This is a genomic window from Micromonospora sp. NPDC004551 (genome assembly GCF_040609975.1).
GTDB lineage: Bacteria > Actinomycetota > Actinomycetes > Mycobacteriales > Micromonosporaceae > Micromonospora.
In genome coordinates, this window is record NZ_JBEXLM010000017.1 from 122,528 (window position 1) to 134,208 (window position 11,681).

Annotated in this window: 10 protein-coding genes and 1 pseudogene; 1 reads left to right on the forward strand and 10 read right to left on the reverse strand. The window is 73.1% G+C overall.

Features of this window, described 5'->3' with window-relative positions:
- Nucleotides 1-23 precede the first annotated feature (23 nt).
- The 8 genes and pseudogenes from der to ald all read right to left on the reverse strand — a co-directional run bounded on the left by der (nt 24) and on the right by ald (nt 8,687).
- Nucleotides 24-1,430 carry a ribosome biogenesis GTPase Der gene (gene der, locus ABZW14_RS20765; protein ID WP_091266507.1) on the reverse strand — a complete coding sequence of 469 codons (1,407 nt, stop codon included), beginning with the start codon at nt 1,428-1,430 and terminating at the stop codon, nt 24-26.
- The gene (gene cmk / locus ABZW14_RS20770; protein ID WP_355348777.1) at nt 1,427-2,107 is read right to left on the reverse strand and encodes a (d)CMP kinase; all 681 of its coding nucleotides are present in this window, start codon (nt 2,105-2,107) and stop codon (nt 1,427-1,429) included. The genes der and cmk overlap by 4 nt, the downstream gene beginning before the upstream one ends.
- A gap of 174 nt (nt 2,108-2,281) precedes the next feature.
- Nucleotides 2,282-3,052, reverse strand: coding sequence for a pseudouridine synthase (locus tag ABZW14_RS20775; protein WP_355348780.1), 771 nt, complete (start codon nt 3,050-3,052; stop codon nt 2,282-2,284).
- Nucleotides 3,039-3,653 (reverse strand): annotated as a pseudogene (gene scpB, locus ABZW14_RS20780) (SMC-Scp complex subunit ScpB); the annotation flags it as partial. The pseudogene scpB and the gene ABZW14_RS20775, both read right to left, overlap by 14 nt.
- 637 nt (nt 3,654-4,290) lie before the next feature.
- Complete coding sequence (locus ABZW14_RS20785; protein ID WP_355348783.1) at nt 4,291-5,385, reverse strand: ScpA family protein; 1,095 nt, start codon at nt 5,383-5,385, stop codon at nt 4,291-4,293.
- A gap of 41 nt (nt 5,386-5,426) precedes the next feature.
- A complete protein-coding gene (locus ABZW14_RS20790) occupies nt 5,427-6,350 on the reverse strand; it encodes an AAA family ATPase (RefSeq protein WP_091266519.1) in 924 nt (307 codons plus the stop codon).
- A 232-nt stretch (nt 6,351-6,582) separates the two neighbouring features.
- Nucleotides 6,583-7,575 carry a site-specific tyrosine recombinase XerD gene (locus ABZW14_RS20795; RefSeq protein ID WP_355348847.1) on the reverse strand — a complete coding sequence of 331 codons (993 nt, stop codon included), beginning with the start codon at nt 7,573-7,575 and terminating at the stop codon, nt 6,583-6,585.
- A complete protein-coding gene (gene ald, locus ABZW14_RS20800; RefSeq protein WP_355348786.1) occupies nt 7,572-8,687 on the reverse strand; it encodes an alanine dehydrogenase in 1,116 nt (371 codons plus the stop codon). The genes ABZW14_RS20795 and ald overlap by 4 nt, the downstream gene beginning before the upstream one ends.
- Before the next feature lie 172 nt (nt 8,688-8,859).
- On the opposite strand from ald, the gene ABZW14_RS20805 reads away from it, so the two are divergent.
- Nucleotides 8,860-9,234, forward strand: a complete 375-nt coding sequence (locus ABZW14_RS20805; protein ID WP_355348788.1) for a TM2 domain-containing protein — start codon at nt 8,860-8,862, stop codon at nt 9,232-9,234.
- Between the two features lie 68 nt (nt 9,235-9,302).
- Here the strand turns inward: ABZW14_RS20805 and ABZW14_RS20810 are convergent, their stop codons facing one another.
- Together ABZW14_RS20810 and ABZW14_RS20815 are read right to left on the reverse strand one after the other, a co-directional pair.
- Entirely contained in the window at nt 9,303-9,908 is a 606-nt protein-coding gene (locus ABZW14_RS20810) for an NUDIX hydrolase (RefSeq protein WP_355348791.1), read from the reverse strand.
- Entirely contained in the window at nt 9,905-11,662 is a 1,758-nt protein-coding gene (locus tag ABZW14_RS20815; RefSeq protein WP_355348793.1) for a CTP synthase, read from the reverse strand. Before ABZW14_RS20815 ends, ABZW14_RS20810 begins: the two co-directional genes overlap by 4 nt.
- Nucleotides 11,663-11,681 lie beyond the last annotated feature (19 nt).

The window sequence follows — 11,681 nt, forward strand, 5'->3', positions numbered from 1 at the left end:
GCGGCTTCGAGACAGGGGGTCGGTCAGCCGTGGGCCTTGCCCCGGCCGCCCGGACCCAGCTTCTTGCGCGGCCGGACCGAGATGTCGATCGGGGTGCCCTCGAAGCCGAACTCCTCGCGGAGCTTGCGCTCCACGAACCGCTGGTAGCCGGCGTCGAGCGGGCCGGTGGTGAAGAGCACGAAGCGCGGCGGGGACACGCCCGCCTGGGTGGCGAAGAGGACGCGCGGGGCCCGGCCGCCGCGCACCGGGTGCGGGGTGGCCTGGACCAGCGCGGTGAGCCACTGGTTGAGCTGGGCGGTCGGGATGCGGGTCTCCCAGCTCGCCAGGGCCTTGCGCAGCGCGGGGGCGAGCTTGTCGACCGCCCGGCCGGTCTTCGCCGACAGGTTCAGCCGGATCGCCCAGGGGATGCGGCGCAGCTCCCGGTCGATCTCCTTGTCCAGGTAGTAGCGGCGGTCGCCATCGACCAGGTCCCACTTGTTGAAGGCGATGACCAGGGCCCGGCCGGCCTCCACCACCATGGTGAGGATGCGCTGGTCCTGCTCGCTGATCACCTCGCTGGAGTCGAGCAGCACCACGGCCACCTCGGCCGCCTCGATGGCCGAGGCGGTGCGCAGGCTTGCGTAGTACTCGGTGCCGCTGGCCTTGCCGACCCGCTTGCGCAGGCCCGCGGTGTCGACCAGCTGCCAGGTCTCCCCGCCGATCTCCACGAGGCTGTCCACCGGGTCGACGGTGGTGCCGGCGACCGCGTCGACCACCGCCCGCTCCTCGCCGGAGAAGCGGTTCAGCAGGCTGGACTTGCCGACGTTGGGACGACCCACCAGGGCAACGCGGCGCGGGCCGCGCGGCCGGTTCTCCACGATCTTCGGCGCCTCGGGCAGCGCCTCCATGATGGCGTCGAGCAGGTCGCCGGAGCCCCGGCCGTGCAGCGCCGACACCGGGAACGGCTCACCGAGGCCCAGCGACCACAGCGCGGTCGCCTCCATCTCGATGGCGGTGTTGTCGGCCTTGTTGGCCACCAGGATCACCGGCTTGGCGCTGCGCCGCAGCATCTTCACGGCGGCCTCGTCCACATCGGTCGAGCCGATCACGGCGTCGACCACGAAGAGGACCACGTCGGCGGTGGCGACGGCCGCCTCGGCCTGGGCGGCGATGGCCGCGGCCCGGTCCTTGGCGTCCGGCTCCCAGCCGCCGGTGTCCACCACGGTGAACGCCCGGCCGTTCCACTGCGCGTCGTACGGCACCCGGTCCCGGGTCACCCCGGGGATGTCCTCGACGACCGCCTGCCGGCGGCCGATGATCCGGTTGACCAGTGTCGACTTGCCCACGTTGGGGCGGCCCACCACGGCCACCACCGGCTGCGGGCCGGTCGGCTCACCGGGCTCGGCCTCCGGCTCGCGCAGCTCGACCCAGCCCCCGAAGTCCTCGCTCATGCCACACCCCGCTCGCTGAGCAGCGCGCGCAGCCGGGCCACGACCTCGTCGATGCCCAGCTCGGTGGTGTCCAGCACGACCGCGTCGGCGGCCTGCTGGAGCGGGTTGACCTTGCGGGTCGAGTCGAGCTTGTCCCGGCGGGCCAGGTCGGCGGCGGTCGCCGCGACGTCGGCGGCGTCCTCGGCGCTGCGCCGCTGGGCACGCGCCTCCTCGGAGGCGGTCAGGTAGACCTTCAGGTCGGCGTCGGGCGCCACCACCGAACCGATGTCGCGGCCCTCGACCACGATCCGGCCGGCGTCGGCGATGAGCTGCCGCTGCCGGGTCACCAGCAGCTCGCGGACGGCGCCCACGGCGGCCACGGCGGAGACCGCCCCGGTCACCTCGGGACCGCGGATCTCCGTGGCCACGTCGACGCCGTCGGCGGTCACCCCGTACCCCTGGGGATCGGTGCCGATGCGCAGGTCGACCTCGCCGGCGACCTTGGCCACCGACTCGGTGTCGGTCAGGTCGACGCCGGAGCGCAGGACCGCCCAGGTGAGCGCCCGGTACATGGCGCCGGTGTCGAGGTAGCGGGCGCCGAGGCTGACCGCGAGCCGCCGCGACACGGTGGACTTGCCCGAACCGGACGGCCCGTCCACAGCGACCACGCAGCGCCCGGCCGGTACGTTTTGCTCCACCGTTGTCCTCCTCAGCCCGTACCTCGCGGGTCGCCGGTGTCTCCGGCGCCGTTGAGCGGTTGGTGTTTCCTCATCAATCATCCCGCGCCGCGCGGGCCGGCCGCGCGTCGTGCCGCCGGAGGCGACCGCGGGCCGCGTCGAAGCCTACCGGGAGCCGTACCCCGATCGTCGGGGTCAGTCACCCACCGCCTTGAACAGGGCGGCGACCTCCGCGTTGGTCAGCCGGCGCAGCCGCCCGGTGCGCAGGTCGCCGAGCTTGATCGGACCGATCGAGGTACGGATCAGCCGGGACACCGGGTGTCCCACCTCGGCCATCAGGCGCCGGACGATGTGCTTGCGCCCCTCGTGCAGGGTCAGCTCAACCTGGGCGGTTTTGCCCAGGGTGCCCACCAACTTGAAGGAGTCGACCTTCACCGGCCCGTCCTCCAGCTCGACGCCGGCCGTCAGCCGCTTGCCCAGGTTGCGCGGGATCGGCCCGGCCACCTCGGCGAGGTAGGTCTTGAGCACCTCGTACGACGGGTGCATGAGCTTGTGGGCGAGGGTGCCGTCGTTGGTGAGCAGGAGCAGGCCCTCGCTGTCCGCGTCGAGCCGCCCGACGTGGTAGACCCGCTGCTCCAGCCGCGCGCCGATGAAGTCGGCGAGCTCGGTGCGGCCCTTCTCGTCGGCCATGGTGGTGACCACCCCGCGGGGCTTGTTCATCGCCACGTAGACCAGACGGACGTCGGCCTGGAGCCGCTCGCCGTCGACGTGGATGACGTCGCGCGCCGGGTCCGCCTTGTCGCCGAGCTGGGCCACCCGGCCGTTGACGGTGACCCGACGCCGGAAGATCAGGTCCTCGCAGGCGCGCCGCGACCCCACCCCCGCGGCGGCGAGCACCTTCTGGAGGCGCTCGGCGCCCTCGTAGACGGGGGCATCGGGCTTCGGGGCACGGTCATCGCGTCGCATCGGCAAGCTCTTCTACGTCGTCGGGGAGGAAGGGGGCCAGGGGCGGCAGGTCGTCCACCGAGTTCAGCCCCAGCTTCTCCAGGAACATCGTGGTGGTCCGGTAGAGGAACGCACCGCTGTCCGCTTCGGTGCCGCACTCCTCGACCAGGCCCCGGGACACCAGCGTACGGATCACCCCGTCGCAGTTGACGCCCCGGATGGCGGAGATCCGCGACCGGGTCACCGGCTGCTTGTAGGCGATCACCGCGAGGGTCTCCAGCGCGGCCTGGGTCAGCCGGACCGTCTGACCCTCCAGCACGAACCGCTCGACGTAGGTCGCGTATTCCGGCCGGGTGTAGAGACGCCAGCCACCCGCGGCCCGGCGCAGCTCGAAGCCGTGCCCGGCGGCGGTGTAGCCGGCCGCGATCTCGTCCAGCATCGGACCGATCCGCTCCGGGGACTGCTCCAGCACCTGGGCCAGGGTCAGCTCGCTGACCGGCTGGTCCACGACCAGCAGGATGGCCTCCAGCGCGCCGCGCAGCTCGGCGTCGTCCAGCACCGGCGCGGGCTCCGGCTCCGGCGTCACCCGCCGCCGCCCCCGCTTCCCGGGTACGCCGCTCGCGCCGCCCTCCCCCGCTCCGTCACGAGGCGGGGCGTCGGGGCCGGGCAGGGCGTCGGGGTCCGCGATCCCGCCGGGCAGAGCGCCGGCCTCGGCGAACCCGCCGTCGCCGATACCGACCCCGGCGGAGCCGACGATCTCGTCGGGCAGGGCAGATGGCTCTGCGAGCCCGCCGTCGCCGAAGGCGACCTCGGCGGAGCCGACGATCTCATCGGCGCCCGGGGCCACCCCGGCCGCCTCACCCGCCTCCGGAGCCGCCTCCGGAGCCGCCTCCGGCTCCGCAGCGCTCTCCCCCGCCGGATCTTGGACGGTTTCCGTCCGAGGCGAGCGGTAAGTGTCCAAGATCTCCGGCTCGGCATCGGCGAGCGTCGCCGCGGGGGCCCGAGGGGCCGGTGCCGGTGCCGCTGCCCGCTCGGCGGAGGCTGTCACGGACGGCCCCGTCTCGGCCGATGCCGTCACGGGCGGCTCCGGCTCGGCGCCCGGCGCGGGCTCCGGCTCGACCGATGCCGTCACGGGCGGCTCCGGCTCGGCGGGTGTCTCGCTGCCGGAGGCCGCCGGTCGGGTGGGGCGCTCCCACGGGGGGACCCAGGCGGCGGCCTGGTCGGCCAGCGAGTCGCGGCGCTCGTCGTCGCTCATCGGGTCACTCCTGTGTCGGCGCGGCGTCGTCCGCCGCCGCGGCCCGGGTCGGCGCCGCCTCGTCCGCCCCGGCGGAGAGGGCGTCCGACGCGGCGGAAGGGACGCCCGGCCCGGCGAAAGGGGCGTCCGTCCTGGCGGAGAGGGCGTCCGACGCGGCGGAAGGGGCGTCCGACGCGGCGGAAGGCGCGGGCGGGGTGGCCGGCTCCGGGGAACCGGCGTACTCGTCGATGGTCAGCTCGGCGTCGCCGTCGGCGGAGCCGGTCCACCGCACGGTCAGCTCCTCCAGCGCCTGCTCCTGGACGAAGGCGACGAGACCCTGCCGGTAGAGCTCCAGCAGCGCCAGGAAGCGGGCCACCACCTCCAGGGTGATCTCGCAGTCGGCGCAGAGCAGCGAGAAGCTGGCGGTGCCGGCGCGGCGCAGCCGCTCGGAGATGATCTCGGCGTGCTCCCGGACGCTGACCCGGACCATGTGCACGTGCGCGATGGACACCTCGGGCACCGGCTTCGGGGTCATCGCCCTCAGCGCCAGCTTGAGCAGCCGCTCCGGGCCGATGCCGAGCACCAGGTCGGGCAGCGCCTCGGCGTACCGGGGTTCGAGGGTGACCGCACGCGGATAGCGCCGCCCGCCGACGGACTCCAGCTCGGCGATGTGCGCCGCCGCCTCCTTGTACGCCTTGTACTGCAACAGCCGGGCGAACAGCAGGTCCCGGGCCTCCAGCAGGGCCAGGTCCTCCTCGTCCTCCACCTCGGCGGCGGGCAGCAGCCGGGCCGCCTTCAGGTCGAGCAGCGTGGCGGCGACCAGCAGGAACTCGCTCGTCTCGTCGAGGTCCCACTGGTCGCCCATGGCCCGCAGGTACGCGATGAACTCGTCGGTGACCTTGTGCAGGGCCACCTCGGTGACGTCGAGCTTGTGCTTGCTGATGAGCTGGAGCAGCAGGTCGAACGGGCCGGTGAAGTTGTCCAGCCGGACGGTGAAGCCGCTGGTCTCCTCGACGGTGGCCGGGTCGGCCGGCACCACGCCGTCGACCTCGGCGGCCAGCTCGGCGGCGGCCACCGGGTCAGCGGCGCCCTGCGGCGGGTCGAGGGGCGGTGCGGTCACCGGCAAACCGTAGTCCACGGCCCGGGCACCCGGCGTGCGGCCTACCGCTCCGCCTGGGCGGCGATCACCTCGCGGGCGAGCTGGCGGTAGTTGCGCGCCCCGGAGGAGGCCGGGTCGAGGGTGGTGATCGGGGCACCGGCCACGGTCGACTCGGGGAACTTCACGGTCTTGGTGATCACCGTCTGGTAGACCTTGTCGCCGAACGCCTCGACCACCCGCTGGAGCACCTGTCGGCAGTGGGTGGTGCGGCTGTCGTACATGGTGGCGAGGATGCCTTCGAGCTCCAGGTCGAAGTTGAGCCGCTCGCGCACCTTGTCGATGGTGTCCAGCAGCAGCGCGACACCGCGCAGGCTGAAGAACTCGCACTCCAGCGGGATGAGCACGCCGTGCGCCACGGTCAGCGCGTTGATCGCCAGCAGGCCCAGGGAGGGCTGGCAGTCGATCAGGATGAAGTCGTACTCCTTGCGGATCGTGCGGAGCACCCGGGCCAGGGCCATCTCCCGCGCGACCTCGTTGACCAGCTGGATCTCGGCGGCGGAGAGGTCGATGTTGGCGGGCAGCAGGTGCAGCCCGGCCACGTCGGTCTTGATCAGCACGTCCTCGGCGGTGACGTCGTCCTGCATGAGCAGGTTGTAGACCGACAGGTCGAGGTTGTGCGGGTTGACGCCCAGGCCGACCGAGAGGGCGCCCTGCGGGTCGAAGTCGACCAGCAGCACCTTGCGGCCGTATTCGGCGAGGGCGGCGCCCAGGTTGATGGTGGTCGTGGTCTTGCCGACGCCACCCTTCTGGTTGGCCATCGCGATGATCCGCGCCGGGCCGTGCCGGTCGGTCGGCATCGGCTCCGGGATCGGCTTGCGCATCGTGTACGCGGCCGGGTCGGCGGGACCGAGATCGGCGCCGAGCGTCGCCTGCTGCTCACGGAGCTCCGACGTCCAGGTCTCGGCACGGTCACCGTTTCCTGCCATGTCCTCGTTGCCCCCTCCCGACGACCACCCGGCGTCGGAGCCGTCCGACGTCCCTCGCGGCGCCGCTGCGCACCCCCGGTCCGTCACCCCTGAAGGCCCGCGCCGAAGCCGACTGTACGCCACGCGCCAGCAGCGCGTTCGGTAGCGGGTCGGCGTGTCGGAGCCGGTGGTCAGCCGGGCCCCTGGTTTGTTCGCGACCGGGGGGCTCGCAACCCCCGCTCACTCCTCGCGCTCAGCCGCGGGCGCGGGGGTGGGCGGTCGCGTAGACCTCGCGGAGCCGTTCCACGGTGACCAACGTGTACACCTGGGTGGTGGTCACCGAGGCGTGGCCGAGCAGTTCCTGCACCACCCGCACGTCGGCGCCGCCGTCGAGCAGGTGGGTGGCGTACGAGTGGCGCAGCGTGTGCGGGGAGACCGCGTCCGGCCCGTCGACCGGCAGGCCGGCCCGCTCGGCCGCGGCGCGCAGCACGGTCCAGGCGCCCTGCCGGGTGAGCGGGCCGCCGCGGGCGTTGACGAAGACCACCGGGGTGCCCCGGCCGGCGGCCAGCAACGCCGGGCGGCCCCGGACCAGCCAGGCGCGCAGCGCCTCGGCCGCGTACCCGCCGACCGGCACGAGCCGGGTCCGGCCGCCCTTGCCGCGCAGCAGCACGGTCCCGGCGTCGAGGTCGAGGTCGTCCACGACGGCCCCGATCGCCTCGGAGATACGCGCTCCGGTGCCGTACAGGAATTCCAGCAGCGCCCGGTCGCGCAGCGCGCGGGGGGCGGTCTCGCCGGTGGCGGTGACCGGGCCGGCGGTCTCCAGCAGCCGGACCACGGCGTCGACCGGCAGCGCCCGGGGCAGCCGGCGCGGCGGGGCGGGCGGGCGGACGTCGCGGCCGGGGTCGGCGCCGGTCATCCCCTCCCGCAGCGCGAAGCGGTGCAGGCCGCGTACGGCGCTGGCCGCGCGGGCGGCGGAGGAGACGGCGAGCGGCGGGTGGTCGGCGTCGCCACCGCGCAGCCGCGCCAGGTGCGCCTCGATGTCGGCGGCCCCGACGGCGGCCAGGTCGGTCACGCCGGCGGCGGCCAGTGTGGACAGGTAGCGGTCCAGGTCCCGGCGGTACGAGGCGAGGGTGTTCGCGGACAGTCCCCGCTCGACGGTGAGATGGTCCAGGTAGCCCCGGACGGCACGGCGCAGGGCCGGCGCGGGCTCGACGCCCGCACCGGCCTCCTCCGTGGTTGAACTCAGCCCAGCACCTCGGCCAGCGGCAGCACGTCCATGCCGTGCGCCTCGGCGACCGGGCCGTAGACGACCTGGCCGGCGTGGGTGTTCAGGCCGAGAGCGAGCGCCGGGTCGTTGCGCAGCGCCTGACGCCAGCCCTGGTTGGCCAGCTCGAGGGCGTACGGCAGGGTGACGTTGGTCAGCGCGTAGGTGCTGGTGTTCGGCACCGCGCCCGGCATGTTCGCGACGCAGTAGAAGATCGAGTCGTGCACCTTGTAGACCGGGTCGGCGTGCGTGGTCGGGCGCGAGTCCTCGAAGCAGCCGCCCTGGTCGATGGCGATGTCGACGAGCACGCTGCCCGGCTTCATCCGGGCGACCAGCTCGTTGGAGATCAGCTTCGGGGCCTTCGCGCCGGGCACCAGCACCGCGCCGATGACCAGGTCGGCGTCGAGCACGGCCCGCTCGATCTCGTACGCGTTGGAGGCGACGGTCTGCAGGTGGCCGCGGTAGATGGCGTCGGCCTGGCGCAGCCGGGCGACGTTCTTGTCCAGCAGCAGCACCTCGGACTGGAGGCCCAGCGCGATGGCGGCGGCGTTCAGACCGGAGACGCCGGCGCCGATGACGACGGTCTTGGCCGCGTACACGCCGGAGACGCCGCCGGGCAGCACGCCCCGGCCCCCGCCGGTGCGCATCATGTAGAAGGCGCCGACCTGCGGGGCCAGCCGGCCGGCCACCTCGGACATCGGGGCGAGCAGCGGCAGCGAGCGGTCGGGCAGCTCGACGGTCTCGTACGCGATGCCGGTGACCTTCCGGTCGACCAGCGCGTCGGTGCAGTCCTTCGAGGCGGCCAGGTGCAGGTAGGTGAAGAGCACCTGCCCCTCGCGCATCCGGTGGTACTCCTCGGCGATCGGCTCCTTCACCTTGAGCACCAGCTCGGCGGTGTCCCAGACCTCGTCGGCGGTGGCCAGGATCTTGGCGCCGGCGGCGGCGAACTCGTCGTCGCTGATGCTGGAGCCGACGCCCGCGCCGGACTCGACGAAGACCTCGTGGCCGTGGCGGGTGAACTCGTTGACGCCCGCGGGCGTGATCGCCACGCGGTACTCGTGGTTCTTGACCTCGCGTGGGATTCCGACCTTCACGATGCAGACACCTTCCTCCGGGGAAGCTCACCCCCGACTGCGCGGCGCCGCGGCGGCCCCTTTGCCGACGCGGTCCACCGGTCCCGCCCGGCGGCAGTCTAGGCGCGTGGGAACCCCACGGAGGCCAACACAGTGACATCCGGTGCCCGGTCGTGCTGACGGTGTGTCAGGCATGGACCGGGCTGGGCGGTGGAGACCGCCTCAGCCGTCAGGACAATGTTCGGTAAATATCCTTCCACCGTCGGGGCGCCGGTGCGGACAGGACGGCAGTCGATCACTATGGTGTCCGCTCATGACCACTCCTCCTTACCAGCAGTACCCGCAGGGCGTCTCCGACAAGAGCAAGGTCGTCGCGGGCATCCTGCAGATCCTCCTCGGCGGCTTCGGTGCCGGCCGGTTCTACATGGGCGACACCAAGACGGCCGTCATCCAGCTCGTGGTGACGTTCGTGACCTGCGGCTTCGGTGCGATCTGGGGCCTCATCGACGGCATCCTGATCCTGGTCAACGGTGGCGTCGACGGGCAGGGTCGCCCGCTGCGCGACTGAGCGCCGGCACGTACGGAAGGGGCCGCGCGGTGTTCGCACCGCGCGGCCCCTTCGTCGTCCGACCCTGCTCAGCGGGGCAGCGGCGCCTCCGGGCGGCGCAGCTCGGCGAAGCCGGTCTCCCGGGCGCGGGCGGCGGCGAGCAGCCCGGCCACGCAGGAGGCGTTGGTGATCTCGCCGGCCAGGACCATCCGGACCGCCTCGTCGAGGTCGACCCGCACCACCTGGAGGTCGGCCTCCTCGTCGCGCCGCTCGTGCCGCTGCTCGGCGGGCACGTCGGCGAGGTCGCGGGCCAGGAAGACCCGGACCACCTCGTTGCTGAACCCGGGCGAGCTGTGCAGGTCGACAAGGACGTCGATGCGCCCCGCCGTGAGGTCGGCCTCCTCGGCCAGCTCCCGGCCCGCCGCGGCCGCCAGGTCCTCGCCCCGGACGTCCATCAGCCCGGCCGGCAGCTCCCACAGGTGCCGGCCCACCGGGTGGCGGTACTGCCGGATCAGCACCACCTGGCCGGCGTCGTCGAGGGCCACCACGGCCACCGCGCCGACGTGGGTCACGTAGTCGCGCGTGGCGGAGCCCCCGCCGGGCATGGTGACGTCGTCGCTGACCACGGAGAAGATCCGGCCGGACCAGATCTCCCGGTGCCCGGTCACCTCGTACCGGTGCTCGACCGCGCTCACGACGCGGACGCCGCCTTCGCGGCCGCGGCGCCGCCGTTGCGGCCCGCCTTCTTCGCCGCCGCGGCCTCCGCCGGAGCGTCCAGGTCGACCGGGAGCTGGTCGGACTCGGAGTACGCCACGGCGGCCTTCACGAACGAGGCGAAGAGCGGGTGCGGCCGGGTCGGCCGGCTCTTCAGCTCGGGGTGCGCCTGGGTGGCCACGAAGAACGGGTGCAGGTTCCGGTCCAGCTCCACGAACTCGACCAGCCGGCCGTCGGGCGAGGTGCCGGAGATGGTGAGGCCGGCCTTGATGAGCTGGTCGCGGTAGGCGTTGTTCACCTCGTACCGGTGCCGGTGCCGCTCGCTGACCTCGGTGCTGCCGTACGCCTCGGCGACCAGCGAGCCCTCGGCCAGCTTCGCCGGGTACGCGCCGAGCCGCATGGTGCCGCCCAGGTCGCCCTTGCCGGCGACGATGTCCTCCTGGTCGGCCATGGTGGCGATGACCGGGTGGGTGGCCTCCTCGTCGAACTCCAGCGAGTTCGCGCCGTCCAGGCCGGCCAGGTGGCGGGCCACCTCGATGGTCATGCACTGGAGGCCGAGGCAGAGGCCGAGCAGCGGGATCCCGTTCTCCCGGGCGTACCGGGCGGTGCCGATCTTGCCCTCGATGCCGCGGACGCCGAAGCCGCCGGGGATCACGATGCCGTCCACGCCGGCCAGCGCGGCCGCCGCGCCGACCGGGGTCACGCAGTCGTCGCTGGGCACCCAGCGCAGCTGCACCCGGGCCCGGTGGCCGAAGCCGGCGGCCCGGATCGCCTCGCTCACCGACAGGTACGCGTCGGGCAGGTCCACGTACTTGCCGACCAGCGCCACGGTCACGGTGTGGCGCGGCTGGTGCACCCGGTCGAGCAGGTCGTCCCAGCGGGTCCAGTCCACGTCCCGGAAGGAGAGGCCGAGCCGGCGCACCACGTACGCGTCGAGGCCCTCCCGGTGCAGCACCTTCGGGATGTCGTAGATGCTCGGCGCGTCCGGGGCGGCAGTGACGGCCTCCCGGTCGACGTCGCAGTACAGCGAGAGCTTCTCTTTGACCTTGTCCGGGATCTCCCGGTCGCAGCGCAGCACCAGGGCGTCCGGCTGGATGCCGATGCTGCGCAGCTGGGCCACCGAGTGCTGGGTCGGCTTGGTCTTCAGCTCGCCCGACGGGGCCAGGTAGGGCACCAGCGACACGTGCAGGTAGAAGCAGTTGTCCCGGCCCAGGTCGTGCCGGACCTGGCGGATCGCCTCCAGGAACGGCAGCGACTCGATGTCGCCGACCGTGCCACCGACCTCGGTGATCACCACGTCGGGGACCTGGCCGTCGCCGTCCGGGTCGGCCATGCCGAGGATCCGGGCCTTGATCTCGTTGGTGATGTGCGGAATGACCTGGACCGTGTCGCCCAGGTATTCGCCGCGGCGCTCCTTGGCGATCACCGCCGAGTAGATCTGCCCGGTGGTGACGTTCGCCTTGCCGGACAGGTCCCGGTCGAGGAACCGCTCGTAGTGCCCGACGTCGAGGTCGGTCTCGGCGCCGTCCTCGGTGACGAAGACCTCACCGTGCTGGAACGGGTTCATCGTCCCGGGGTCGACGTTGAGGTACGGGTCGAGCTTCTGCATCACCACGCGCAGCCCACGCGCGCTGAGCAGGTTGCCGAGGCTGGAGGCGGTGAGGCCCTTACCCAGCGAGGAGGCGACGCCCCCGGTGACGAAAATGTGCCTGGTCGTCCGTGCTGAAGGGGCCAAGGCCTGCTCCCGTGTCGTC